Consider the following 26,774-nt stretch of genomic DNA (forward strand, 5'->3'; position numbering starts at 1 on the left):
CCCGGTGGTTCACAGTTCGGTCAGTTTTCTTAGCTCGGCGGCTTGAATCCGCAGGAATTCCGGGTCCTCCTGTGCATCCCTGAGCGAGAGCCCAGTGAGTTCCCTGAAGGCGCGCCGCATTGCAGCGAGGCTCGTGAACCCGCTGGCGCCCGCTATGTCGGTCAGGGAACGTCTCCAGGCGGCTGCCTCGGCGAGGAGCTCAATGGCTTCCAAGGTCCGGAGGGCGCGGATGTGTCCGCTGACCTGAAGCCTTTCGTCGTCGAAAAGATAGTAGAGCGCGCGGCGCGAGAGAAAAGAATAAGCCACGACCTCGTCAACAGTGAGCGCAGGATTTCTGAAGTTCTTGCGCACGAATTTCTTGATCGATGCGATGCGGGCCAGCTTGAGATCGTGGGGATCGGCCGGGGCTTCGAGCAAGGAGCTGACCAGAGCCAGCATCATCGATCGGACGACCGGTTGGAGGTGCTGGATCTCCTGCGCAATGACCGAGCCCTGCCAGCCAGACAAGGCAGGAAGAATCAGCCCACGCAAGATGGGATTTTCTCTGATGTCCGCCAGCCCTTTCAGCCGTTTCATTGCTTTCTCGTCCAAGCCCAGCAGCTCCGGATCGAAGTGGACCCGAACAGCGCTGAAACCGGCTGCCGCGTGGAAGTTGCCTGGCGAAGAAAGATCAAAGAACCTGACTGTTCCGGGAGAGACGGACTCCGAGCGTCCCGAGAAGCTGAATCTGTCACATGCAGTCCTGAAATATATGAGCCAGTCGCTGGGCATCGTCTGCCCATTCCAGAAGCAATTGGCGGGTTCATTAGTGACGTCAACCAGGCTGAAGCCTGGACCGTCGAGGCTCAGGGCGGTTGGATTGAAACTCGGACGCACCAGTTTGTCGGTCTGTTCCAACCGAACGGGAGCGTCGATTGCACTCCCGTACCAGCTTCGCCAATGTTCGAACTTTTCCTCGGGAGTGAGCCCGACCGGAACGGCGTAGCGTCTTACGTGGTTATGAGGTGACACGTCCGGGCCGCCAGCCGAATCGTCGCGAGGTGTGTTTTCCATGGGTGGGACTTTCTGGCTGGAACTAGATTCAATGTGCCGCGTCCCTGCGACAGTGAGTAATCATGTTGTGAGGGTGGCTGACCGACATTAAATACTACCTGCGGATGGTCAACAGATGTATCCGCTGACGGTCGGCCGACCGGCTCATTCGTCATCGTCGACCGACTGACGACGATGGCGTTCCCGTTGACCGTACGCGGCTCGAAGGATGTCATCCTTTGACTCGAACCCCGAGCCCAACGCGCCACCGATCAGCGCCGCGGAGGTGGTCATCCATGCAACTTCGGCAAAGTCCCAAACAGTTACTGGATGTTGCAGGGTTGATGCCAACAGGGAATCGTCGATGGTGAACGCTGCGGCCAGCAGCACCGCGACGAACAGCAGGACGTAGCTGATAACGACGCCGATTACCAGCGACCACACTGTAGAGATGTTGTACAAGGAAGCCTTGTATCGTTCGAGGGAATCGTTGCGTTTGGAGCTTTCCCACAAATCGTGCTGGGCGATGATCCAGAACACCATCGAGCTGATGGAAAGTGCCATCAACAATGTCAGCCTCGTCGCCCCGAGGAGGTCCGCGAGCTGCCATATGGTGTCCGTGACAAGCGCGAAGGCGCCCGTGGCGATCGCGGCAGCCATGGCGCTCCTCAGCCCGAAGACGAGCCGCCAAGGGCGGTTCGCCCGCAGCATGCCCGCCAGCAATCGTCCACGACCGAGGCGGGTTGCTGAAACGTAGCGGAACCCAATTGGCCCTTGGTCGGGAACAGTGGTCTCAATATGCCTGGAATTGTGGAACCACGGCGGCCCGAATTCCACGGCGTCATCCTCGGGAACAAGAGGGCGCTGCATCGCCCAGCTGAGATCGGCGACGGCGGTGCGGACCCGGCGGTCGATGTTGACAGCACCGAGCGCAGGCAAGGAAATAAGGGAAATTTGCTCTCCAAGCGCAACCTCCGCGACCACGGTCCGGCCCTCCAGGCGAATCGGAAGATCGGTCAGGCAGACCATGACATCCCATCCACGGAGGTTTCGGTGCTTGACCAAGGAACCCAGCATGGGAGCCAACCCATTGCCGGCCGTAAAGTCCTGGTACTCGACGATCACGGACCAGACGTGGCGCTCATCGGCAAGGTTGAGCAGATCGCCAACTTCGCGGCCATTGCGCGCGGCAAACTCAGCGGTAACCTCCGGCTCGGCGAGCACGCCCAGCATCCGTGCGATTCCGGGGTTGGCATCACCCGAATAGTCCGGCACGCTTTGCCTCCTTGGTTGTGGTTATGGGTTTTGGTTATGGGGTGTGAAAAGGGGCGCCGTGCGGTCGCAGGCGCCATGCTCGCGTGGCGACGTGCAGGTTCAGACGGGTCTCGGGATCGGCAAGATCGAAGCCGGTGACCCGCCGGATGGAATTCAAGCGATAGCGGAGGGTGCTTCGATGGATGGCCAGACTTTCGGCCGTACTGTCATAGTTGCCGCCGTGGTCAAGGTATTGGGCCAAGGTTTGAACCAGGTCAGAGCCCCGGCTGTCGTCTGAACGCTGGAGGGTGCCCAACCACTCGTCTACATAGCCCCCCAGACCCGGTTCGCTCCCGGCTGTGTCCAGGATCCGGTAGATCCCCAGTTGATCAAAGCGGGTGACACCGTAGCAATCGATTGAAGCGGATCGAATGCGCAACGCGTGCAAGGCTTCCGAAAAGGAACGTGGAATGTGGCCAACATCCAGGCAAGGACCGCCGACGCCCATGGACCCCGTGGCACTTCGCAGGGTCTTGGCAAGGACGGAATAGACCTCGGCGCCCAACGGGTCTCCCTGTACTACAGCAATTGCCATCTCCGAGCGCCGTGATACCAGTGCGGATGAATGGAGTTCCACGAGCGTGCGGCGCAATGCGACCACGACCGTATCATCAGTTCGTGGCGGTTCCCACACAGCCACGACGACGTGTTGCGGACCCCTGATGTCATAGCCCAATGCCGCGGTACGAACGCCTGCGTTTGTGGGTTCCATCCCGGATACGAGTTCGTCCACGAGGTCCCGCCCCAGCCTTAGTTCCAGCAGGGCAAGAGCGCGGCGGTGCGACAACTCTGCTTCCAAGAGCCGCGTTGCATACTTTAAGGCGAAGACGTTGGCGGCTGTGATCGGTAGCTCGGTTTCCAGCATGCAAACAGCTCCCAGAACTTCACTGTGCGACAGAGCAAGGGCAACGAGCCGTCGCGGTTCGCGGACTGGTGAGCCCGAGGACATCCAGAGTTGGGCCGTGCGCGATCTGGCCGCCGCGGTCGGTCTGGGGTAGGGGAACGTCGACCCGATCCCAGCTTCCGCACTGATCTTCCCGAATGCGTCTTCAATATAGATGGGCCGCCCCGTCAGCCGTGAAAGGACCACTGCCAGCAATCTTTCCCTGGTGTCACTTTGCTCGAGGTTGCGGGTCGCTACTTGGTCCAAAACATGCCGGATACGGTCGTGTTCTTCCAGCTCAAGGACTCGCGCCGAGAGGGACAGCAGATATCGGTCGAGGTCGGCACTGTGGGTTGCCTGACCCATTGCGTCATCCCGGGATTCGCCGGGGGAAACCGTGGCGCGAGTCGTTGCGGCTATCCCCGCAATCGTTCGGAGCTGTGTCAGCTTCGGGCCGTCCGGAGGATCGGTCGCGGACAGTACCAAGCATCCGTTCAGTTTGCCCTCGCTAACGGTGAACAGCGCGTATCGCCATCCAGGCGCTGCGCATGGCAGAACTGCGTCCTTGCCGTTGAGGCGCCGGACGTCATAATCCTGGGGAATCGCCGCGCGTGCGAGGACGGGATTCAAACGGCCATCCACTGCGAGGTAGCGGTCCTTGACTTCACAGAACGACAACTCCGACACCGCTTGCGCGGCAGTGTTGAGGAATTCTTCTGCCGCACGTCGGTCAGTCATCTTGATCCTCGTCTCTGTCCGGAGGGCGGTTGGGAGTGGACACATGCCTGGATGAACGGTGGTCCGGTGCCCGCTGTGATCGTGACCCTCCATAGGCCGATGGTCGCCTCAAGGACATCAGCATTCCACCACCAAACTACGCCCGTATGGCGCCGTTGTTAAGGTGTTGGGGTTGGCGTGCCCATGGGTCCGTCACGCAGGATGCGCAGGTGCTCGTGGATCATGGCCACCGCTGTTGAGCCTTCGCCGGCAGCAGCTGTTACGCGTTTCACCGATCCATGACGAACGTCCCCCACTGCGAACATCCCGGGGACGCTGGTTTCAAGAGGCAGCCGCCTGCGACCCAGATGGCTGAACTCCGGAGGGAAATCCTCGAGATCGGAACCGGTCAAAACGAAGCCGTGGTCATCCAGCGCGAGTGTACCCTTCAACCATTCTGTGTGCGGCACGGCCCCGATGAAAATGAAAAGGTACCGGGATTCGAAGCTGCGCTGTTCATCAGTGGCTCGCAGGCTGACGACGATCCGTTCCAGCGCGCCTGAACCACTTACGGCCACGATCGTGGCCCCCAGCAGTACGGTTATGGCGGATTGCTCTTCGATCCGTTCCGCGAGGTACCTCGACATATCCGCTCGGAGGTCCGCCCCGCGCACTACCAGTCGCACTGTTGCTCCGGTGCCGGCCAGGAAAAGCGCTGCCTGCCCGGCGGAGTTTCCCCCGCCGACGACCGTCACTGGCTGCGATCCGCAGAGCCTGGCTTCATGGACAGTGGCTGCATAGAAGACGCTGTTTCCTTCCAATTCCTCCAGCCCAGGGATCGGTAGCCTGCGGTAGCGGACCCCGGTTGCCAGAAGAGCGGCCCGTGAATAGGCAGGGCCGCTGCCGTTAAACTCGGCGCGGAACCCGCCGTCCCTCGACTGAATGGTGCGTGCTCCGCAAGCGACGTTGATCTGGACCCCGAACTTGCGGGCTTGAAGGCTGGCCCTTTCAGTGAGTTCCCCTCCGGAGATGCCGGCGGGGAAGCCGAGAAAGTTTTCTATTCGTGGCGACGTTCCGGCCTGTCCGCCCAAGCCGACGGCTTCTTTAAGGACCACCGACAATCCGTCGGACGCTGCGTAGACTGCGGCTGCCAGACCGGCCGGACCAGCCCCGATCACCATGAGATCGTAGGTGGTCGAATGTTCTTTGACAGCTCGCAATCCCGTGGCGAGGGCCAGGTCTGCGTTGGAGGGGTTCCTGAGGACTTGCGAAGCATTCAGCACCACTGCGGGAAGGTCGCCCGCGGGGATACCGACCCGGTCCAGAATGGCTTGTGCTTGGCCGTCGTTCTCAAGATCAACCAGTCGGTGAGGCAAGCGATTGGAGGCTGAAAACTCCAGGAGGCGGAGGGTGTCACGGCTGAAGCGGGAGCCAACGATCCGGATCCCCACGCCAGCGCCGATCAGCAGGATGCGGCGCTGAAGATAGGCACGCAAAATGGTCTCGCCCACTGCGGCGTCAGTCAGAACCACGCGGCGCAAATCCTCCCCGCTGATCTGGAGCACTTCAGAAACTTCTGCGGACACACTGCTGACAAACGCCGGTTGCCCCTCGACCAGGCCCAACTCCCCGAGGAACCGCCCCGGACCGTGAACTTCGAGGATTCGGGTGCCCGGGTCCACCTCCGCGGGTTGTCTGCCACGAACGTCTCGCAGCCCCTCCACGACCAGTACGGTGCCCCGCAGTATGACGAAGAAGTCACCGCCGAGGTCACCCTCGCGCGTGAGGACTTCTCCGGCGGATGTAGCTCTTATGGTGCCGACACGGTCCAACAGTTCGATCTGGGCTTGGCTCAGCCGCGGATAGGCGCCAGAGACATCCGGTGTTTCAACCGGCCCGGAGTCTGCGAAAGGCTGCATCAGATGTTGCCCCCGTCAACTTCTTAGACGAACGCCTCGTGGGGATAGCACCAGCGCCAATTCTCGCCGGGCTCCAAGGAAAGAACGATTGGATGCAACTCAGTGGCGTGGGCTCGGGCGTGCCGCATGGGCGACGAATCACAACACCCGACATGGCCGCAGGAAAGACACAGCCTCAAGTGAACCCAAGGAGTACCCAGGGATAGACATTCCTCGCAGCCTTCCGGCGTGCGCACCCGAACCGGACGAATTTGCGCGAGATGCGGGTCGGGAATTCGTGTAGTCATGTCGGCTCCTGTGATGGTTCGTTCATGGAGCCGACCCGGCCGTGACAGCCAACAACGATGTTACGTCGGCACTGACCAATGGTGTGGGTACCATCCGGCCCGGCGAGCGGGGTGCACCAGATATAGCCCAGTACTAGACCCGGCTCAGCTGCCTGTCAAGTGGTTCACGTGCTCGTGACCCTTGCTTGGTTGGTCCGGCCATGTGGCCGATCCCCACCTGTGTCAGTGCCTTCGTCTCCACGCCCTGGGCCGTTCGCACGACAGGTTAATTTGCTGCAGCATATTTGACCTAACAGGGTCATGCGGCTCGCCCGTCCAGGGGGCAGACTCAACTTCATAAGACTGCATGACGAAGCCACGAAACCCCTGAGCCTCTTGGCTGGGCGGCAACGGCCTGCGTCGTGCGGTGCAACCTCGGGCGGACGTCGCCGCAGGCCGGTCGCGTTCTCTAGGACCGGAGTGAGTCATGGGCAAGGCAGTAGGAATTGATCTCGGAACAACCAACTCGGTGATCGCTGTCTGGGAAGGTGGGGAAGCACGCGTCATTCCCAACGCGGAAGGAGCGCGGACGACTCCATCAGTTGTGGCCTACACCGACAGCGGGGAACGGCTTGTGGGGCAGCTTGCCCGCCGGCAGGCGATCCTCAACCCCAAGGGAACCATTACATCCGCCAAGCGATTCATCGGCCGACACAACGACGAGATAACGGATGAGGCCAAAGCAGTGAGTTTCGACGTCGTGGCGGATGACAAGGGTGTGGCGCGTTTCCAGGTGCAGGGCAAGAAAGTCGCACCTGAGGAAGTGAGTGCGCTCGTTCTTCGTAAGTTAGTGGACGACGCTGCAAAGCAGTTGGGCGAGAAGATAACGGAAGCAGTCATTACGGTCCCTGCGTACTTCAACGATGCACAGCGCACCGCGACCAAGGACGCTGGCAAAATTGCGGGGCTGGAAGTCCTCCGGATCATCAACGAACCTACTGCCGCGGCCTTGGCCTATGGCATTGACAAACGTCAGCATGAGACGGTTTTGGTTTTTGACCTGGGCGGAGGAACTTTTGACGTGAGCCTGCTGGATGTCGGCGACGGCGTTGTGGAGGTCCGTTCCACGGCGGGCGACACGCACCTTGGCGGGGACGATTTCGACCGCCGCCTTGTGGATTACCTGGCTGACGATTTCCAGAAGCAGGAGGGCATCGACCTTCGGGCGGATGCGCAGGCGTTGCAACGGCTGTTCGAGGCTGCCGAGAAAGCGAAAGTCGAGCTAAGTTCTGTGACCCAGACACAGGTGAACCTTCCCTTCGTCACTGCGGACGCCGCGGGTCCCAAGCATCTGACGACCACCGTTCGGCGCTCCGTTTTTGAAGACATCACTCATGACTTGGTGGAGCGGACCATGGATCCGGTCAAACAGGCGATGACGGATGCCAAGGTCACCGCCAATGACATCGACGAAGTGATTTTGGTCGGTGGCTCCACCCGCATTCCGGCGGTACAAAATGTTGTACGGCGTTTGACCGGTGGAAAAGACCCGAACATGAGCGTCAATCCGGACGAAGTGGTGGCTATAGGTGCGGCGATTCAGGCCGGAGTGCTTAAGGGCGAGGTCTCGGATGTCTTGCTACTGGATGTTGTGCCGCTTTCGCTGGGAGTCGAGACCCGCGGCGGCGTGATGACAAAGATCATCGAGCGCAACACGACCATCCCCGCAAGGCGCAGCGAAGTGTTCTCCACTGCTGACGATAACCAGCCCGCCGTGGACGTCGTAGTCCTGCAGGGAGAGCGGGAACTGGCAGCGGATAATCGGGTTCTGGGCCGGTTCCAGCTGACCGATATACGCCCAGCGCCCCGCGGCGAACCGCAGGTGGAAGTCACGTTCGACGTCGACGCAAACGGCATCCTCAATGTCACCGCCCGCGACAAGGACACGGGCAAGGAACAGGGCATCACGATCAGCGAAGGTTCCAACCTCGACGCCAGGGAAGTTGAGCGCATGATCGCCGAGGCTGATTCCCACAGGAGCGAGGATGTGCAGAATCGGGAGCGCATTGACACCCTCAATGAACTGGATGCGGTGGCTTACCGCGTTGAGCGTGCTGTCAATGAGCTTGGTGATTCGGTCCCGGTGCACGATAAGGCCCGTGCTGAACTGTTGGTTGGTCAGGCGCGGGACGCCGTCAGCAACCAGGCGGATGTTGGCGCAGCGAGGGAACTGATTTCCGAGCTCCAGCAGCTGCAGTCGGCGTTGAGTGCCTCGGCAGCCTCCGTGGCCAGTGCGGGGGCGGGTCCGGGACCGGTCTCTCAGCCCGGGTCCTCCGACAATGTGGATGACGATGACATTGTCGATGCAGAATTCGATCGTGGCTAGGTTCGACCATGAGCGACCAGGCAGGGCCGGTTGGGCACGCCGATCCAGGGAGTGAAGCAGAGGCCGCCGCAGCCGGCGAAACGGCACCTGTGGCGGAGGTGCCGGCGGAAGCACTGGCCAAAATGGAGGATCTTTGGCGCCGCGCGCTGGCTGATGCCGACAATATTCGAAAACGCGCCGCTCGGGAGGCTTCACAGCTCAGGGCCCAGGAACGCGCAGCGGTCTCGCTTGCGTGGCTGCCTGTCTTGGACAATCTGGAACTTGCTCTCGCTCACGCCCCCTCTGCCGGGGACCCGCTCGTCGATGGCCTGGCCGCTATCCGTTCTCAGGCCATCGAGATCCTGGCCCGCCTGGGGTACCCGCGGATCGACGGCGAGAACGTACCCTTTGACCCTCGGATTCACGAGGTGGTTAGCGTATCGGAGACGGACGACGTTCCTCCCGGGACCGTGCTAACCGTTCTGCGCCCGGGCTACGGCGGGACGGATACCATCCTCAGGCCGGCCGCCGTCGTCGTGAGCCGGGCGGTGAACGCTGACCGTGGCTAAGGATCACTACTCAGTTCTCGGCGTCCCCCGCACAGCGAAGCCGGATGCAATCCAGCGGGCCTACCGCAAACTGGCAAGAAAGTACCACCCGGACGTTAATCGGGAGCCGGATGCTGCTGAAAAGTTCAAGGAGATCGGCGAGGCGTACGATACGTTGTCAGATCCCGAAACCAGGGCGCGCTATGACCGGTTCGGCGCGGACTACCGGCAATATGCCGGTCGCGGCGCTGATTCGGAGGGCGGCGGCACGGGGTGGGGTTCCGGCGGTCCGCGCCCGGGACGTGGCGCCTACGGGGGCGCCCATGTCGACATGGGCGGCGACGTTGATTGGGAGGATCTGCTGGGTGGCTGGTTCCGTCAGCAGGGCGTGGGCCCGGCGCCGGGCTCGGACCACGAGGCTGAGCTTCGGCTGACCCTTGATGAAGCCATCCGTGGCGGGCGACGCACGGTTCGCCTGGCCGAACCGGGTGGCGAGACACGGAACTATGACGTCGACGTGCCCCCCGGTGTGATGGACGGCCAGCGCATCCGGCTCGCGGGGGAGGGTGCCGGTGGCCGCGACGGGGGTCGGCCGGGGGATCTCTTCCTGACCGTGCGCATCCAGCAGGACGCGAGGTACCGCCTCAAGGGCCGAGACATCCATTTTGACCTTCCTGTCACGCCGTCGGAAGCCGCACTCGGGGCCAGGATCAAGGTCAACGCGCCCGGCGGCCCTGTAACCATTGCCGTTCCGGAAGGGTCTTCCAGCGGCCGCAGACTGAGGCTTCGCGGGCAGGGGTTGCCCGACCCAAAAGGCCAGCCGGGGAACCTCTACGCGGAGATCCGCGTCATGGTGCCCCCGCGGTTGAGTGGTGAGGTCCGCAGGCTCTACGAGCAACTGGCAGCCGTGTCCGATTTTCATCCAAGGGAGGGGCTGCTGTGAGCCACCAATATCCGCTCGCCTACCCGTGGCGCCTGAGTCTCGAAGCGGTGGCCCGTAGTAGCGGTGTCCACTCCGACGTCGTCATGAGGTTCGTGGAGCTGGATCTGATCCGGCCGCTGGGAGGCGATGGTCCTGGCGGTCCCTGGTTCAGTCCGCGGGCTCCGGAATTGATCGCGCGCGTTCTGCGGCTGCATTCGGAGCTGTCGCTGAACTATGCGGCAATCCCGCTGGTGCTGGATTTGCTGGCGAGGGTTGACACGCTGGAACGACGTTTGATTGAAATCTCGTACGTGGAAGGGACTGCTTCGCGATGAACATGGAGAGTTTTACCCAGAAGTCGCAGGAGGCGTTGGCAGGGGCGCAGCGAATCGCCCAGCAACACGGCCATACCGAGACCGACGGCGAGCACCTCCTTGCGGCCCTGCTGGAGCAGGAGGGGGGATTGGTCCCGCGGCTGCTCGTGGGCATGCAGATTGACGTGGAGGAGCTGAACCGGGCGGTCGAGACCGAGCTGCGAAGGAAACCGAAAGTCACGGGGCCCGGCGCAGCGCCCGGCCAGGTGTACGTCAGCCGTAGGCTTGGCGCACTCCTCGATGCCGCTGAACGTGAAGCAAAACGACTCAAAGACGAGTACGTCTCGGTGGAGCACCTACTGGTCGCGCTGGCGGAGGAAGGCCGGTCCACGGCGTCCGGCAGGGTGCTGGCGGAGCACGGCATTACCCGCGAGGCGTTCCTGTCGGTCCTGACCCAGGTCAGGGGAAACCAGCGCGTAACCTCGGCAACGCCGGAGCAAACCTACGAAGCGCTGGAGAAGTACGGCCGCGATCTGGTGGCGGACGCGCATACCGGAAAGCTGGATCCCGTCATCGGCCGCGACGCGGAAATCCGGCGGGTTGTCCAAATACTCTCACGCAAGACCAAAAACAACCCGGTGCTTATCGGCGAGCCTGGAGTCGGCAAAACCGCCATTGTGGAGGGACTGGCCCAGCGGATCGTCCGGCAGGACGTGCCCGAAGGCCTGAAGAACAAGACCATTTTCTCGCTGGACCTGAGTGCCCTCGTAGCTGGTGCCAAGTACCGCGGCGAATTCGAAGAGCGGTTGAAGGCGGTGCTTGCCGAGGTGCTGGCGGCAGAAGGAAGGATCCTGCTCTTTGTGGACGAACTGCACACCGTTGTGGGGGCAGGCGCTTCCGAGGGGTCGATGGACGCCGGTAACATGCTGAAGCCCATGCTGGCCCGCGGGGAGTTGCACATGATCGGCGCAACCACGCTCGACGAATACCGCAAACACATCGAGTCTGATCCAGCATTGGAGCGCCGCTTCCAACCGGTCACGGTTGAGGAGCCCGACGTCGAGGACGCCATTTCAATCCTTCGAGGCTTGAGGGAGCGCCTTGAGGTTTTCCACGGCGTACGGATCCAGGATAGTGCCTTGGTGGCTGCGGCATCCCTTTCCCACCGGTACATCACCGACCGGTTTCTTCCGGACAAGGCCATTGACCTCGTGGATGAAGCGTGCGCCCGGCTCAGGACGGAAATTGACTCGATGCCGGCGGAACTGGATGAGCTCACCCGGAAGGTTACGCGGCTCGAAATCGAAGAAGCGGCACTCGCCAAGGAAACCGACCCGGCCAGCAAGACCCGGCTGACGGAACTGAGGCGTGAATTGGCGGACTTGCGCGGAGAAGCAGACGCCAAGAGGGCCCAATGGGAAGCCGAGCGCCAAGCAATCCACAAGCTGCAGGGAATACGTACTGAACTGGAACGGGCGCGGCTGGACGCTGAGGAAGCCGAGCGGAACTACGACCTCAACCTGGCGGCAGAGCTACGCTACGGCCGACTTGCCGACCTCGAACGGCGTCTGGCCGCCGAAGAAGAACGGCTGACCGCGAAACAGGGCGAAAATCGCCTGCTCCGCGAGGTGGTGACCGAGGACGAGATCGCCGACATTGTCGCGGCCTGGACCGGGATACCGGTCGCCCGGCTCAAACAGGGCGAACGTGAAAAAGTCCTTCACCTGGACGAAATCCTGCGCGCCCGGGTCGTCGGACAGGATGAGGCGATTAACGCGGTGTCGGATGCCATCATTCGTGCGCGCTCCGGTATCCGGGATCCCCGTCGGCCGATCGGCTCCTTCATCTTCCTCGGCCCTACGGGCGTCGGGAAGACCGAGCTTGCCAAGGCCCTGGCCGCATCGCTCTTCGACAGCGAGAACGCGATGATCCGGCTGGATATGAGCGAGTACCAGGAGCGCCATACAGTGAGCCGTCTGCTGGGGGCTCCGCCCGGCTACATCGGCTACGACGAAGGAGGGCAGCTCACGGAAGCGGTGCGCCGGCGGCCATATTCGGTGGTGCTGTTCGATGAGGTGGAAAAGGCCCACCCGGACATTTTCAACACGTTGCTGCAGGTGCTCGACGACGGCCGGATTACAGACTCGCAGGGCCGGACGGTCGATTTCCGCAACACCGTCATCATCATGACCTCCAATATCGGCTCCCAGTATCTGCTGGAAGGTTCGTCCGAAGGAGGGACGATCACGGAGGAGGCGCGCGGCATGGTGATGGCTGAGCTCCGGGCGCACTTCCGACCCGAGTTCCTGAATCGCGTCGACGACACAGTCTTGTTCGCGCCCTTGGGACTGCCACAAATCGAACGAATCGTTGATCTGCTGTTCCAGCAGCTGCGGCAGCGCCTGGCCGAGCAGCAAATAGAGCTGCACCTGACCGAGGAGGCACGCCTTCTGATTGCCGAACGTGGTTTCGATCCGGTCTACGGAGCCCGGCCGTTGCGGCGCTATATTTCGCATGTGGTCGAAACGCAGGTGGGGCGGGCCCTGCTGCGCGGCAGCATCGAGGAGGGCGGAGCGATCACGGTGGCGGTTTCCGGAAACGAGCTCGTGGTTGAATACAGCACAATGGAGCTTGAGGAGGCCGGAACCACATGAACAAAGCCATCATCAAATGCCCTCACTGCGGCAAGTCGAACCGTGTTCCGGCAGCCGCCGATGGCCGACCGCGCTGCGGGAGCTGTCACCGGGACCTGCCCTGGGTGGTTGAAGCCGGCGACGATGACTTCAGCGCGATCGCCGAACGCCCCGGCGTTCCGGTATTGGTGGACTTCTGGGCCGTGTGGTGCGGACCGTGCCGGATGGTGAGCCCCGTACTGGACACGTTGGCACACGAACGCGCCGGGCAGATCAAACTTGTGAAGGTCGATGTGGACCATTCCCCGCAGCTTTCCGCCAGGTTCGCGATACAGGCAGTGCCAACGTTGATGGTCATCGTTGACGGCAAGATCGTTGCGAGGCAAGCCGGCGCGGCTCCCGCGCCGGTGTTGAGGTCTTGGTTGGAGGAAGCACTCACGAAGTAGCCCGGGAACAGCGGGCGACGGCGGCAGGGCGGCGTCCCGCCGTCGTGCCTTTTGGGCTGCGTGCGTCCACGTTTAGATGGCTGAGAGAAATCCCGGTTTCCGACTGGCCCAATGGGAAGACTCATTAATTTGGCATTCTTCCCATCTTGTATACCGGCACTCGCCGGCCCCTGTGCACGAAGTGATGCATTTACGGCGAATGTTTGCATGAATCGAATTCTTCGCCACTTATTCGCGACATCAAGATTCGTAGAATAAATTCACGCTGAACGTGGGGTTCCCCGGCCCCAGCGGGACGCGCGTATTCACTTTTTGTCACCTCAAACACAGGACAAAACCATGCGTAGAATTACCAAACTCTCGGCTATCCTCGCCACTGCCGCTATCGCTGCGACCGTCGGACTGACCCCCGCCTCGGCCGACGTCGTTGACTCCACGATCTCCGGCGGAACTCTAACGGCCACCACCTACGGTGCCACCCTGACGGGGGTCACGCTGGACGGATCGAATACCCAGACCTCCACGGGTGTTGCCTCCTCGGAGTGGACTATCACCGATGCCCGGGGCACGGGCTCGGCGTGGGCGCTTACGGTGAGCGCATCCACGCCGACCAGCGCCGCAGGAACAGATGAATCGATCCCACGCACTATTCCTGTCAGCGGCTTGACGATCACGCCAGGCACCATCACAGCGGGCGCCGGATCGGACTCTGCAGCAACCATCACCGCTCCGGCGTTGGCCCTGTCAACGACCTCCCAGGCCCTGGTCTCCTCGTTGGGCCAGAACATGGGAACGTACACGCTCGCCCCGGCGTTCAGCCTCGCCATTCCGGCCAACGCCTACCGCTCCAATTACGCGGTTGGCGCCAGCGGAGCCTTGAACCCCTACACCTCCACCATCACTTACACCATGGGCTAAAACCGCGTAGGCCTGTCCGCCGTCCCCTTTATGGGGAGGCGGGCGGGCCGGTAAGCGGCCAATATCCGCCGCCGGCCGGCCGGACGCCCCGTCACTTCCATACCGCAGCACCACAAAAACTAATCCGGATGCTTCCAGGACTGAGAAAACGTGAAAACACCTTCCCCACACCGGCCCGGGCGAGTGATCATCGCCATGGCGCTGCTGATCCTGGATATTCTCCTCATGGCCGACCCCGCCTCCGCGGTCGACAACGGGACTTTGGGAATCCGCCCGGAGACAGAGGCGGACTTCTTCCACCTGTCCCTATATCCCGGGGCCAAGTTGGAGGCCACAGCCATCGTCTCCAACCACACTTCCTCACCCGTTACCCTGGCGACCTACCCTGTGGATGGGGAAAACACAGTGCAGGGAACATTTGCGATGGCCGCACAATCCGCCCCCCGCGAAGGTGTCGGCGCGTGGGTCGAGCTTGATACGGAACATATCACCGTCCCCGCCAACACGGACCTCAAAGTGCCCTTCCGTCTCACCGTTCCCGAAGGCACGCCTCCCGGAGACTATGCAGGAGGGCTCATCATCCAAAGCCCCACCGTCCAAGGCAAGACCACGGCAGTCAACGGTGATACCGCCGTTCGACTGGACACGATTCAACGCCAAGGCGTACGTATTTACCTCAACGTTTCCGGCACCGCTGCTAAATCACTTGCCCACGGCGGTCTGAGCTGGAAACAAAACGGGGACAACCTCGACTTCATTCTGCCCGTGCGCAACACCGGCAACACCATTCTGCATCCGTCCGCTTACGTGAGCCTCTCAGGCTGGCCTGTCACGGCAACGAGGTTGGAATTCAGCACTCCCGATGGCCTGCTCCCAGGAGCGAGCATTGACCTGCACGCCACACTCGCACAGGCACCCATTATCCAGGGCGGCGCGGCCGAGGCGACGGTGACTTCTGAGGCCGGCACCACTCAGGCGGGTTCGCGCGTTTTTTACGCACCGTGGCCACTCCTTGCCATTGGCCTGGTCTGCTTTGCTGCCGCCTTCTACGGGGCATGGCGGGCTGTCCGTTTCATTCGCCGCGCCCGCGTTGCGCTCTCCCAACTGAAATCCATGGGGAGCACGGCACCTCATTAACACGCCGAACCATGCGACGCCAGGCCTCATCGTCATGCGTTCAGGCTCCGGGGCTGAGCCTCTGCCGCAGTTGTTGCAGTGCCATATGAACCACGGGCTCGGATTTATGGATCTCCCTGATATTCATCCCGGTAAACTCTTTGATTGCCCGGCGCATGCTTTGAACGTTGGTGAATCCGCACCGTGCCGCAATTTCTGAGTAGGCAAGCCTTTGGGCATCGGCTTGAAGCAGGAGCTCCAGCGCTTTCCGCGTTCTCAAGGCGCGAATTCGCTCACCCAAACGGAGTTCTTCAGTCTCAAAAAAGTAGAACAGGGAACGACGGGAGAGGTTGAACTTTCCGGCGATCATTGCCACGTCCAGATGTGGATTGTCGTAGCTGGTCTCAAGGTATTTCTTTACCGCCCGGCTTAGTGCCGGTTTCTGTGTCTCATCGTCGACCGGTGATTCGAGCAGGGAACCCACCAAGGTTGCCATGACGGATCGGAGGATCTCGCCGGTTCCTGACGCCTCGCTGTCGATTCCCGGCCTCTTCCAGCTCATCAATGCGGGGATCACGAAGGTCCCCACAATTGGGTGGCTTGCAAGGTCAGGCATGCGAAGAAGGGAGCGCAGACCGCTTTCGCTGACGTTGAGGCTGATGCGGTCCATGTTGAGCTGCTGTGCGTGAAACCCTTCGGGCGCATCGAAACTGCCGCCCAGCGACGTGTCGATGAATCTGACGGAGCCCGTCGGTACCGGCTCGGGTGCGCCGTTGAGGTCGAGGGTCAAGCCCTGTGCCTTACGGAAGTAGGCAAGGCGCAGATCCGTGGAGTCGGGATTTGGCGCCCAGAAGCCCAGCGCGGGGGTGTTGTGCATCTCTATGAGGCTGAAGCCCGGCCCGGCAAGATTAATGGCTGAGGGACTGACGGACGCTGGAATCTCACCTTCCGACCGTTCCAGTCGCATCGGTGTTTCGACGGCGTTGCCGTACCACACCCGCCAATGCTCGAATCTTTGTTCGGGATTGAGCCCCTCCGGCACTGCGTATCGTCGCACACGGGCGCTGTTCGCGTCACCAGATTGAGGCATGCCATCCTCCTTCACCAGCCGAGCATCATGGCAGTTGTGCGAGCTGCCACAGCGCCTTAAGGAAGCGGTTGCGGTGACTCGTCAGACCGACCGAAAATGAGGTCCGCTGGTAGGGCAATTTTACCCCTGGATGCGCCATCGGCTGGCGCGTTGATGTGTTTGTTTTGGTGCTGTCGAGGCTTGGGTACGCCGTTCGTGCACAGGGTACGTATTCGGAGAAGGGGCCGCGTCGGCAGGTCCAAACCCACGCGGCTGTCTACTCGAATTCGCTCGGAGCAGTGGTCACGTAGGTGCATCCTGCAATTGTTTGGCCATCGCCCCAAGGAGGGGCCGGGGTGCCGGGGGAGTGGGCTCTTCCTGCCGGTTGACATGTTCGTTTCCGCTGGAAAGCAGCCTGGTTGCCAGTTGATTTATTCGGTGGGGGGAGAGGACATACTCGACGGCCAAGATGCTGGCACCTACCACTCCAGCTTCCTGCCCGGTTTCGGATTGAGTGATATTCAGGTGCTGGGTCGCCAACGGCGTTGATCGTGCGTAGACCATTTCACGTATCCCTGCCATGAGGTGTTCTCCGGATTGGGCAAGCGAGCCGCCCACAACAATCAGGGAGGGGTTGATGAGGCTCACGCACATGTTGAGCATTTCTCCGATGTCGCGGCCCGCCTGGCGGACCGCTTGGATAGCAGCCAGATTCCCGGAACGAACGAGCGAAACGACGTCGCTTCCAGTGATTGCCTCCAGCCCGCTCTCGCGGAGCTGAGCGGCGATGGCAGGCGCGCCCGCTATGGCTTCCAGGCAGGCACTCTTGCCACACCGACAGAGAATTCCTGACCCCCGGGAAACAGCAATATGGCCGACGTCTCCAGCGACACCTGCCGCGCCCCGCTGCAATTCTCCTCCGCTAACCAGTCCCGATCCGATGCCAGTGGCGACCTTGAGGAAGATCATGTTCTCCTCGTTTGGCCAGCGGGTCGCCCGCTCGCCAAGTGCCATAAGGTTGACATCGTTATCGACGAGTACGGGTACGTCCAAGGTCTTCTGAACATAAGCGGGAACATCGAATCCGTCCCATCCTGGCATGATCGGGGGACTCGTCGGCTTCCCGGTGGAGTGCTCAACTGGCCCGGGTAGCCCAATACCGACGGCGATGACATCCGCAGTTGGTCGCTCCAACACTTCCAAGTGTCCCGTCACCATCGCCAAGAGCCAGTCCAGGACTGCTTCAGGTCCGCATGAAATCTCCAGCCGCTCAGTGGTTTCCACGAGTACCGTTCCTGACAGGTCCGTAAGTGCCACGGTGACGTGTGTCGCGCCGACGTCTGCGGCTGCGACCAACTTTGCGCCCGGGTTGAAGGCTAGCCGCGCCGATGGACGGCCACCAGTAGAAGGTGCCCCTGATACGGGAACAACCAGTTCAAGTTTCAGGAGCGGCTCAAGGCGGGAACTGACGGCAGCTCTGCCCAACCCTGTGGTCCCAGCCAGGTCTGCTCTGGTTCGTGGTTGTCCGTCCCGCAGGATTTGCAGAAGTTCGCCGGGTCCGCCGTTGTCCATGACACTCCAATTCGGGGCTCAAATGAGTTTGTTGGTGGGCCTGAATTCTTGACGAACCCGGCTCACAGGACCCTGAGGGCCCTCATCTCCACTCAGTGTCAAGCTGCTCACTCCTTCCCGTCCACTCGGCGAAGTGCTTAGCATCAAAAAGTGCAACTTGGGCGTGCAATCGGCCCCCGTGAGCGTCAAAAGGTGCAGACTTTTGCTGAGCCACTGACCAAAGTCACGTGCTGCGTGTCACTGTTTCGGCATGGAAAACGACAGAACCACGACAACCCCCTCCCGGCTGCGGGCCGGGTTCGTCGGTGCCGGGTTCATGGCTGAGGTGCACAGCCGAGCCGCCCGTGCTGCAGGGGCGGATATCGCCGGCATTGCCTCCTCGAGCCGTGCCAGCGCCGAGCACGCCAAGGACCGCTTGGGTGTGCAGCAGGCTTACGCGTCCGTCCACGACCTCGTTGAGGACGACGCTATCGACGTCATCCACATCTGCACGCCGAACAGCACTCATTACGGACTGGCTAAGACCGCGCTGAAAGCAGGCAAACATGTGGTCTGTGAGAAGCCCTTGGCTACCAATGTCCAGGACGCAACCGAACTGGTAGCACTGGCCGCCAAGGCGGGGACCGTTGCGACCGTTCCTTTTATCTATCGCTTCCATCCAATGGTCCGGGAAGCCCGGGAACGTATTGCATCCGGCCAAACGGGACGGATCTCCGCGATTCAGGGCTCCTACCTTCAGGATTGGCTTCTCTCCCGGGAAGACGACAACTGGCGGGTGGACGCCGTTCTGGGTGGGCCATCCCGGGCGTTTGCCGATATCGGCTCCCACCTGTGCGATCTTGTCGAATTCGTGAGCGGTGAACAGATAACAAAAGTCGGCGCCCTGAGCCGGACTCTCTTCTCAGGCCGGACGAACAACAAGGACATTCAAACTGAAGACCTCGTTGCAGCTGTTTTCGCCACTGAATCCGGCACTGTGGGAAATCTCCTGGTCAGCCAAGTTGCCCCTGGACGAAAGAACCGCCTGATGATCGAGATCGCGGGTTCGGAGGGCACCCTCCAGTTCGATCAGGAAGCCCCGGAGACGTTATGGCTAGGTAAGCGCACGGGGTCCCAGCTGCTTGTCCGTGATGCGGGAGCGCTTAGCCCGGAAGCGGCACGGCTCAGTGTCCTGCCAGCCGGCCATCCGCAGGGTTATCAGGATGCATTCAATGCGTTCGTGGCCGATACCTATGCCGCCATCGGCGGTGACGTCCGCGAAGGTCTGCCGACGTTCCAGGACGGCCTCAGATCGGCCGTCCTCACTGAATGCATTATCAAATCCAGCAAGGGCGGCGAGTGGATCGACGTCCCAAACACAAAAGAACTAGAAGGAGCGCATCAATGAAGATCATCCAAGTAGGCCTCGGCGCCTGGGGCGCCTCATGGCTGAACGTGATTCACCAGAGCAAAAGCTGGGAGCTGGCAGGCGTTGTCGACGTCAACCCCGACGCCGCGCGGGCGGCAGGCGAACAGTACGGAATCCCCGCCTATGCCACCATCGATGATGCGTTGAACCACAAGGACACGTTCGACGCTGCCTTGGTCATCGTTCCACCCGAGTACCACGCAGCCGTGGCCATCCCGGCACTGGAAGCAGGCGTGCACACACTCATTGAGAAGCCCCTCGCCCACAGCCTTGAAGACGGAATCCGGATTATCGAAGCGGCGGAGAAATCCGGCAAACAGGCCATGGTGTCGCAGAACTACCGTTTCAAGCGCGCCGCCCGCACTGTTCAGCGCCTGATCCGCGACGGCATCATCGGTGACCTTGAGCATGTGTTCATCGACTACAAGAAGAACCCTCCGTTCGATGGATTCCGGCTCGAAATGGACGAACCCCTGATCGTTGACGCCATGATCCATCACCTTGACCAACTCCGTGGCATCGTCGGCCTGGAACCCAATGCTGTCCGTGCACGGTCCTGGAACACCGGCACCTCCAGGTTCAAGGGCAACGCCTCCGCGGTGGTGCAGTTGGACTGCTCCAACGGTGTCCGCGTCGTCTATACAGGCTCGTGGAGCTCATACGGCCCGCAGACCAGCTGGGACGGTGACTGGGAGGTCCAAGGCAGCAAGGGCGCCATTACGTGGAAGAACAACGAAGTCACCATTAACTTCGCCTCACTGTTCGACACCGTATTCCTCGCCGGCGCGGTCGAACGCTCCGGGGTCATGCACGTTGAGCTGGACCCTCTCCCGGTCGAGGAACGCCTGGGCACCCTCGCAGCATTCCGCGAGGCCATCGAAACAGGGGAGAAGGCAGAGACGGACGTCACCGACAACATCCAAAGCCTGCAACTCGTCATGGCCACGGCCGATTCCGCCCGGCAAGATGGCGCGCCCATTCCCCTCAAAACCAACGCCGAACTCTTCGGCAGCCACTAGCACTTCCCACCGAGGAAGTGTCGAATTGACTGGAGATACAATCATGCAGCCAAAAACAGCCACCGGCTCGTCCGGTCCGGTTTCCGGGAAGGCTGGCCCCGGAAAATCCCAAGTCGAGTCCCGTTCACGGCTTTCCGGCGTCGGCGACTTCATAGGTGCACAGGGCCTGCTCGTCGTCGTCCTGCTCTTCGGTGTACTGCTGACGTTCCTCAGCCCGGTATTCCTGACCACAGTCAACCTGGTAAACCTGCTCTACCAGTGCACGATCCTCGGTGTGTTCGCCATCGGCATGACCTTCGTGATCCTTACCGGTGGTATCGACGTCTCGGTAGGATCGACCGCTGCCCTGTCGTCCGTGCTGTCGATGGGCGTGATCGTCAACATGGATATGCCGCCGGCAATCGGGCTCCTGACCGGTCTAGTGGTCGGCGCCGGAGTCGGAGCCGTCAACGGCCTGATGGTCACGAAGCTGGGCATTTCCCCGCTGATCGCGACGCTGGCCACACTTTCGGCGGGGTCGGGAATCGCCTTCGCCTACTCCGACGGCGGCAACATCACACCTGTTCCGAAGGTGCTCACTGAAATGGTCAGCGCTAAAATCGCAGGAATTCCCTTGCTCATACCGGCCGTTCTGGTGCTGGCTTTCCTGGCCCACCTTGCCCTCACCCGCACCACCTACGGACGCTCCATATATGCCGTCGGCGGTAACAAGGAAGCAGCCCTGCTTGCCGGGATCCGAGTGGACCGTGTCACGATGAACGCCTACATCATCGCCGGTCTCTCGGCGGGAATGGCCGGACTCCTGCTCACTGGCCGCTTGGCCTCCGGAAGCCCGCGTGCAGGCGACGGCATTGAACTGACCGTCATCGCCGCCGTGGTCATCGGCGGAACCAGCCTCTTCGGTGGCCAAGGAAACATCAAGGGCACACTGCTCGGCGTGCTGCTGATCGCGATGGTTTCCAACGCCGTGAACCTGCTCGGCATCCCCTCGTCCTACGACCGCATTGTCCAGGGCGTCGTCATCTTCGCCGCCGCCGCACTGGACGTATACCGCTACAAGTACGTCCAAAAGAACCTCGCAAGGAAACGCACGATCGGACCGCCGCCGGCGATAGACCCGACGACGGCGGGCGCCGCGGTCGCCAGTCCCGCCACAGCGAACACCACCGGAACCTCGGCCTGACACCTCACCCGCTGACAGCTTGGCCCAGCCGGCATGTCTTAGCACTCAACAGAAAGAGTAAGTCAATGAAGACCTCACCCAAACTGGCGGTCCTCGCGGCAGTCTCCGCCGCTGCCATCGCACTGACCGGCTGCGGAGCACCCAGCGCCGCACAGGAAGCAAACGACGGAACGAAGACGAAGAAGATCGCCGTCCTGCTCTACAGCCAGAGTTTTGAATTCATGGTTGCCCTCGGTCAGGGCGTCAAGGACAAGGCGAAGGAACTCGGCGTGGAGGTCACAGTCCTTGATGCCAAAGGCGACTCCAGCACGCAGATCAGCCAGATCCAGGACCAACTTGCCCAGGGTGTGGACGGCATAGTTCTCAGCCCGAATAACTCCGCTGAGCTGGTTCCCGGCGTCCAGATGATCCACGATGCCGGAAAGACCGTCACCACCGTGGACTCGGTAATTCCGGGCGACATCGCCGACGCTGCCGTCGCCTTCGATAACGAAAAGGCCGGAAAACTCGGCGCTGAAGCCTTGGCCAAGCTCATGGGAAACAAGGGAACTGTTCTCGAATACCAAGGAGCCAAGGGCGCCTACCACGCGATTCTGCGCGGAAAGGGCTTCAGCGAGGGCATCAAGCAGTTCCCCGGCATCAAGGTCATCGGCCGTGACGCACAGTGGACCGCAGACAACGCACTGTCCCTGACCGTCGACAACTTCACCGCCGACTCGAGTATCAACGGCCTTTTCAGCCACAACGACGAAATGGTGCGGGGAATCGTATCCGGCCTCTCACAGATCAACAAGGACGCTCCGGTCGGGTCCGCAAACCACATCCCGCTCGTCGGAGTAGACGGCACGCCCCTGGCCTTGGACCGGATCCGCAGCGGTGTTCAGGACGCCACGATGGACCAGAACCCGTTCGAGATGGGAGCACTGGCCCTTCAGGCTCAAGTTGATCTGCTGGACGGCAAGGAAGTCCCGAAGATGCAGCTGACCGACACCAAGCTCATCACTAAAGAGAACGTCGATGACCCCAAGCTCTGGGGCAACATCTTCAAGGATTAGAACCCCAACGCTATCGAGGCCGGGCCCGGACCGGCTGCCCGACTACACCAACCCACTTTCAATTCAAGGAGAATCATGTCCCGCTTCAAGTATTCCTACAACGCCATCGTCTACTACCAGGAAGACATCGCCAAAGGCATTGACCGCGTCGCCCGGTATGGTTACGACGCCATCGAACTGGTCGGAGAACCGGCAACGCACAACGTAGAAGAGATCAACAAACTGACCAGCGACGCCGGTATCGACGTCAGTTCCATCTGCAGCATCTGGTTTGGAGAGGAACGCGACCTGATCAACCCCAGCGCGTCCAACCGGCAAAAGGCCTTGGACTACGGCAAGTCGGTGGCAGACTTCGCCGCCGCCGTTGGAGCTCCGACCATCATCGTTGGGCCATCCCCGGTGGGAAAGACCGAAGCCCTGGCCAGCGATGAACAGGAATGGGAATGGGCTGTCGAGAATGTCCGCACGCTTGGCGAATACGCTGCCAGCGTCGGCATCAACATCACCCTCGAACCGTGGAACCGCTACGAGACGCATTTCCTGAACCGGCTCGACCGCGCCGTTGAACTCCTGGACGCCACCGGTTTGAAAAACGCTGGCGTGCACGGTGACCTCTTCCACATGAATATTGAAGAAGACACCATCCACGGAGCCTTCGCCCGTGCCGGCAGCAAGGTCAACCACGTCCACCTCGCCGACTCGAACCGCGCAGCGCCCGGCGTAGGACACATCGACTTCCGGCCGACGCTGCAGACGTTGAAGGACATCAACTTCGACGGCTATTTGACCTTCGAACTTCTGCCTGCCGCGTCGAACCCTTTCGCCATGATGGCGCGTGGTGGCCACCTGGAGTTCCTGGACCCCTACACCGAGAAGGCCATCAACGAAATGAAGAAGCTGGAACAGGAGCTGTGGCCCAATGAGTAAATACGAGTTTGGAATCAGCACCTTCATCCTGGTCTCCCCGTTCACCGATCGGGACGTCAATCAGTTCGACGTCGCCAAGGAGATGGGCTACGACCTGATCGAGGTCTGCATTGAAGACCCCGCCGTCGTCAGTGCGGAAGCATTGAAGGAGGCCTCGGTGCGGACCGGGCTGCCGGTGTCCATCTGCGGTGCGTTCGGACCGGACCGCGATGTCTCGCACGAAGACCCGCAGAAGCGGCGGCAGGGCGTTGACTACCTGAAACTCTGCGTTGACATCGCCCAGGCCGTTGGGTCCCCCCACGTGGCCGGTCCGATGTACTCCGCCACAGGCAAAGCCCGGCTGCTTCCCCCCGAGGAACGCCGGCAGCAGCGCCAGTGGGCGGCCGACAGCCTGCGTGAAGTGGCCGACTACGCCTTGGAACGCGACGTAACCCTTGCCATAGAACCGCTCAATCGCTTCGAAACGGATCTGGTCAACACCGTGGAGCAGGGACTGGAACTGTGCGAGCTGATCGGACGGGACAACGTAGGCCTGATGCTCGACACGTTCCACATGAACATCGAAGAGAAGAACATTGCTGCTGCCATCACCTCTGCCGGTGACAAGGTCTTCCACTTCCAAGTGTCAGAAAATGACCGTGGAACGCCCGGCAGCGGTCACGTCCCTTGGTCCGAGACCTTTGATGCGCTGAAAACGATTGATTACCAGGGGTCCATTGTTGTCGAATCGTTCCTCCCCACAGTCGAGGAAATCGCCAAGGCCGTTTCGCTCTGGCGGCCGGTGGCGCCGTCCATGGACGCTCTGGCCAGAGATGGACTCACCTTCCTGAGGAGGGAACTGCCGTGACTGGGACGCCCGGACGCGCTTCAGCAATCGTTGAAGCACGCAATCTCGTAAAACTGTTTCCGGGCGTCGTTGCCCTCTCCGGCATGAACTTCGAACTTCATGCCGGAGAGGTGCACTGCGTCTGTGGTGAAAACGGAGCCGGAAAATCGACGCTGATCAAGACGCTCAGCGGGTTCTATGCTCCCGACGAAGGTGGTGTGTACGTGGACGGCGAACTAATGCCCTCCAGCACTGCGGCCTCCAAAGCCGCCGGGATTGCGACCATCTACCAGGAACACAACCTGGTTCCGGACTTGTCCGTAGCCGAAAATGTTCTTTTGGGAAACTGGGGTGGACACAACGGCATCCTCTCCCGCCGCGAAATCCGCAGCCGGGCCAGGAAGGCTCTCGACCAGGTTGCACCGCACCTCAACCTCGATACCCCTGCGATGGCGCTCTCAACGGTGGACGGTCAGATGGTGGAAATCGCGCGGGCCATAGCCCAGGACGCCAGAGTGATCATCATGGATGAGCCAACCACCGCCCTGACCGAGCAGGACGTTGAGAAGCTGTACAAGCTCGTCAACGAGCTACGGGCCAAGGGCCTTGCGATCATGTACGTTTCGCACAAACTGGAGGAAGTCTTCACCTTGGCCGACCGGATAACCGTCATCCGCGAAGGCAAGACCGTGGCCTCATCCGTCCCTGCGGATGAGCTCGATGCCCGTTCCGTGGTGCAGCTGATGGTGGGTAGGGACGTGGACCTTTACGAGCACATTCCGCGCGAACGCGGTGAACTGGTTCTCGAGTCGCGGGGTCTCAGCCTTGCCGGCGCGTTTGAGGATGTGAACATCCAATTACATGCAGGGGAAATCGTTGGACTGGCGGGACTCGTCGGTGCAGGGCGGACCGAGGTCGCCCGGTGCATATACGGGGCAGATAAAGCCGATGCCGGAACCGTGGAGATCGACGGCCGGAAGCTACGCCTCCATGGTGCCTCTGCCGGCATCGCCGCCGGCATTGCCCTCGTCCCGGAGGAGCGAAAGCTGCAGGCCATCATCCCGATGCTGTCCATCCGCGAAAACACCACCTTGTCCCTGCTGAAACAGGTCAGCAAGTGGGGCGTGCTGCGGAGGGGTTACGAAAAGAAGATGGTCGGCAACTACATCAAGGAACTTGATGTCAGGACCCCTTCTGCGGAAACGCCAATACAGTCCCTGTCCGGCGGCAACCAGCAAAAGGTCATCATCGCACGCTGTCTGGCCAGCAATCCCAAGGTCCTCATCCTTGACGAACCAACAAAGGGCATTGACATCGGTGCGAAAGCCGAGATCCACCGTCTGATCGAACAACTGGCCCGTAGAGGCGTAGCCGTACTCGTGATCTCCAGCGAACTACCCGAGCTGCTCGAGCTCTCCGACAGAGTGATGGTCATGCGGTCCGGCCGAGTAGTGGCCGAACTGGACAAGGCACAAGCAACCAAAGAAAACGTCATCGCATATGCCGCGGCGTAAGCGATCCGACCAGAACGGATAGAATCATGCCCGATCATCAGACCCGGCCGTTCACCTTGTTCACTGGCCAGTGGGCCGACCTCCCCTTCGAGGAAGTTGCGCGCCTTGCCTCGGGCTGGGGTTACGACGGCCTGGAAATCGCCGTCTCCGGAGACCACCTGGACGCTTGGCGTTGGGACGAACCCGGCTACGTCGAATCCAAACTCGCAGTGTTGGAGAAGTACAACCTGAAGGTCTGGGCCATCTCCAACCACCTCAAGGGCCAGGCCGTGTGCGATGACCCCATCGACTTCCGCCACGAAGCAATCGTTGGCTCCAAGGTGTGGGGTGATGGGGAACCCGAAGGCGTCCGCCAGCGCGCGGCCGAGGAAATGAAACACACCGCCCGCCTCGCCCGCGCCCTGGGGGTGGACACCGTCGTCGGGTTCACCGGATCCTCGATCTGGCAGTATGTGGCCATGTTCCCGCCCGTCCCGGAAAAGGTCATCGAGGCCGGTTACCAGGACTTCGCCGACCGTTGGAACCCCATCCTGGACGTCTTCGACGAAAACGGGGTCCGCTTCGCCCACGAAGTCCACCCCTCCGAGATCGCCTACGACTACTGGACCACCGTCCGGACCCTCGAAGCGATCGGCCACCGCGAAGCGTTCGGCCTGAACTGGGACCCGTCCCACTTCATGTGGCAGGGCATCGATCCTGTGTCCTTCATCTGGGACTTCAAAGACCGGATCTACCACGTGGACTGCAAGGACACCAAGCTCCGCCCCACCGGCCGGAACACCGTGATGGGCTCCCACCTGCCCTGGGG

General features: G+C 61.4%; 23 protein-coding genes. 16 read left to right on the forward strand and 7 right to left on the reverse strand.

From position 1 onward, the window contains the following. Positions 1-9: 9 nt before the first annotated feature. The 5 genes from A477_RS23635 to A477_RS22875 all read right to left on the reverse strand — a co-directional run bounded on the left by A477_RS23635 (position 10) and on the right by A477_RS22875 (position 6,152). Entirely contained in the window at positions 10-591 is a 582-nt protein-coding gene (locus A477_RS23635) for a helix-turn-helix domain-containing protein (protein WP_237715701.1), read from the reverse strand. Positions 592-1,197: 606 nt separating this feature from the next. Next, positions 1,198-2,307 (reverse strand): hypothetical protein, encoded by a 1,110-nt coding sequence (locus tag A477_RS0102610; protein WP_017197480.1) that lies wholly within the window; start codon positions 2,305-2,307, stop codon positions 1,198-1,200. A gap of 34 nt (positions 2,308-2,341) precedes the next feature. Continuing rightward, complete coding sequence (locus A477_RS0102615) at positions 2,342-3,967, reverse strand: PucR family transcriptional regulator (protein ID WP_017197481.1); 1,626 nt, start codon at positions 3,965-3,967, stop codon at positions 2,342-2,344. A 158-nt stretch (positions 3,968-4,125) separates the two neighbouring features. Beyond that, positions 4,126-5,865, reverse strand: coding sequence for an FAD-dependent oxidoreductase (locus A477_RS0102620; protein WP_017197482.1), 1,740 nt, complete (start codon positions 5,863-5,865; stop codon positions 4,126-4,128). Between the two features lie 23 nt (positions 5,866-5,888). Next, complete coding sequence (locus A477_RS22875) at positions 5,889-6,152, reverse strand: UBP-type zinc finger domain-containing protein (RefSeq protein ID WP_011774567.1); 264 nt, start codon at positions 6,150-6,152, stop codon at positions 5,889-5,891. Between the two features lie 466 nt (positions 6,153-6,618). Here A477_RS22875 and dnaK point away from each other — a divergent pair, with 466 nt between their 5' ends. From dnaK to A477_RS0102660, 8 genes are all read left to right on the forward strand, one after another. After that, entirely contained in the window at positions 6,619-8,517 is a 1,899-nt protein-coding gene (gene dnaK, locus A477_RS0102625; protein WP_017197483.1) for a molecular chaperone DnaK, read from the forward strand. Between the two features lie 8 nt (positions 8,518-8,525). Then, complete coding sequence (locus tag A477_RS0102630) at positions 8,526-9,065, forward strand: nucleotide exchange factor GrpE (protein ID WP_017197484.1); 540 nt, start codon at positions 8,526-8,528, stop codon at positions 9,063-9,065. Continuing rightward, positions 9,058-9,987: a DnaJ C-terminal domain-containing protein gene (locus A477_RS0102635; protein ID WP_017197485.1), complete on the forward strand. Its 930-nt coding sequence runs from the start codon at positions 9,058-9,060 to the stop codon at positions 9,985-9,987. The genes A477_RS0102630 and A477_RS0102635 overlap by 8 nt, the downstream gene beginning before the upstream one ends. Beyond that, positions 9,984-10,301 (forward strand): chaperone modulator CbpM, encoded by a 318-nt coding sequence (locus tag A477_RS0102640; protein WP_017197486.1) that lies wholly within the window; start codon positions 9,984-9,986, stop codon positions 10,299-10,301. Before A477_RS0102635 ends, A477_RS0102640 begins: the two co-directional genes overlap by 4 nt. Then, positions 10,298-12,934, forward strand: a complete 2,637-nt coding sequence (clpB, locus tag A477_RS0102645; RefSeq protein WP_017197487.1) for an ATP-dependent chaperone ClpB — start codon at positions 10,298-10,300, stop codon at positions 12,932-12,934. The genes A477_RS0102640 and clpB overlap by 4 nt, the downstream gene beginning before the upstream one ends. After that, positions 12,931-13,359, forward strand: a complete 429-nt coding sequence (gene trxA / locus A477_RS0102650; RefSeq protein WP_017197488.1) for a thioredoxin — start codon at positions 12,931-12,933, stop codon at positions 13,357-13,359. Before clpB ends, trxA begins: the two co-directional genes overlap by 4 nt. A 339-nt stretch (positions 13,360-13,698) precedes the next feature. Beyond that, positions 13,699-14,277 carry a WxL domain-containing protein gene (locus tag A477_RS0102655; RefSeq protein ID WP_017197489.1) on the forward strand — a complete coding sequence of 193 codons (579 nt, stop codon included), beginning with the start codon at positions 13,699-13,701 and terminating at the stop codon, positions 14,275-14,277. A 150-nt stretch (positions 14,278-14,427) separates the two neighbouring features. Next, positions 14,428-15,414, forward strand: coding sequence for a DUF916 domain-containing protein (locus tag A477_RS0102660; protein ID WP_237715702.1), 987 nt, complete (start codon positions 14,428-14,430; stop codon positions 15,412-15,414). Between the two features lie 40 nt (positions 15,415-15,454). On the opposite strand, the gene A477_RS0102665 is transcribed toward A477_RS0102660, so the two are convergent. Continuing rightward, positions 15,455-16,483, reverse strand: a complete 1,029-nt coding sequence (locus tag A477_RS0102665; protein WP_044568139.1) for an AraC family transcriptional regulator — start codon at positions 16,481-16,483, stop codon at positions 15,455-15,457. Between the two features lie 282 nt (positions 16,484-16,765). After that, a complete protein-coding gene (locus A477_RS0102670; protein ID WP_017197492.1) occupies positions 16,766-18,034 on the reverse strand; it encodes an ROK family transcriptional regulator in 1,269 nt (422 codons plus the stop codon). A 250-nt stretch (positions 18,035-18,284) separates the two neighbouring features. Here A477_RS0102670 and A477_RS0102675 point away from each other — a divergent pair, with 250 nt between their 5' ends. The 8 genes from A477_RS0102675 to A477_RS0102710 form a co-directional block, all read left to right on the forward strand. Further along, a complete protein-coding gene (locus tag A477_RS0102675) occupies positions 18,285-19,421 on the forward strand; it encodes a Gfo/Idh/MocA family protein (RefSeq protein WP_017197493.1) in 1,137 nt (378 codons plus the stop codon). Then, positions 19,418-20,461 carry a Gfo/Idh/MocA family protein gene (locus A477_RS0102680; protein WP_017197494.1) on the forward strand — a complete coding sequence of 348 codons (1,044 nt, stop codon included), beginning with the start codon at positions 19,418-19,420 and terminating at the stop codon, positions 20,459-20,461. Before A477_RS0102675 ends, A477_RS0102680 begins: the two co-directional genes overlap by 4 nt. Positions 20,462-20,504: 43 nt before the next feature. Next, positions 20,505-21,644, forward strand: coding sequence for an ABC transporter permease (locus A477_RS0102685; protein ID WP_017197495.1), 1,140 nt, complete (start codon positions 20,505-20,507; stop codon positions 21,642-21,644). Positions 21,645-21,709: 65 nt separating this feature from the next. Beyond that, on the forward strand, positions 21,710-22,699 hold the full coding sequence (locus A477_RS0102690; RefSeq protein WP_017197496.1) for a sugar ABC transporter substrate-binding protein: 990 nt from the start codon (positions 21,710-21,712) through the stop codon (positions 22,697-22,699). A gap of 75 nt (positions 22,700-22,774) precedes the next feature. After that, entirely contained in the window at positions 22,775-23,626 is an 852-nt protein-coding gene (locus A477_RS0102695; RefSeq protein WP_017197497.1) for a sugar phosphate isomerase/epimerase family protein, read from the forward strand. Continuing rightward, positions 23,619-24,473: a sugar phosphate isomerase/epimerase family protein gene (locus A477_RS0102700; RefSeq protein ID WP_017197498.1), complete on the forward strand. Its 855-nt coding sequence runs from the start codon at positions 23,619-23,621 to the stop codon at positions 24,471-24,473. The genes A477_RS0102695 and A477_RS0102700 overlap by 8 nt, the downstream gene beginning before the upstream one ends. Continuing rightward, positions 24,470-25,966 carry a sugar ABC transporter ATP-binding protein gene (locus A477_RS0102705; protein WP_017197499.1) on the forward strand — a complete coding sequence of 499 codons (1,497 nt, stop codon included), beginning with the start codon at positions 24,470-24,472 and terminating at the stop codon, positions 25,964-25,966. The genes A477_RS0102700 and A477_RS0102705 overlap by 4 nt, the downstream gene beginning before the upstream one ends. A 26-nt stretch (positions 25,967-25,992) precedes the next feature. Beyond that, on the forward strand, positions 25,993-26,774 hold a 782-nt coding region (locus A477_RS0102710), incomplete at its 3' end, for a sugar phosphate isomerase/epimerase family protein (protein ID WP_017197500.1).

The organism is Arthrobacter sp. M2012083 (assembly GCF_000281065.1).
In the GTDB taxonomy this organism is placed as follows: domain Bacteria; phylum Actinomycetota; class Actinomycetes; order Actinomycetales; family Micrococcaceae; genus Arthrobacter.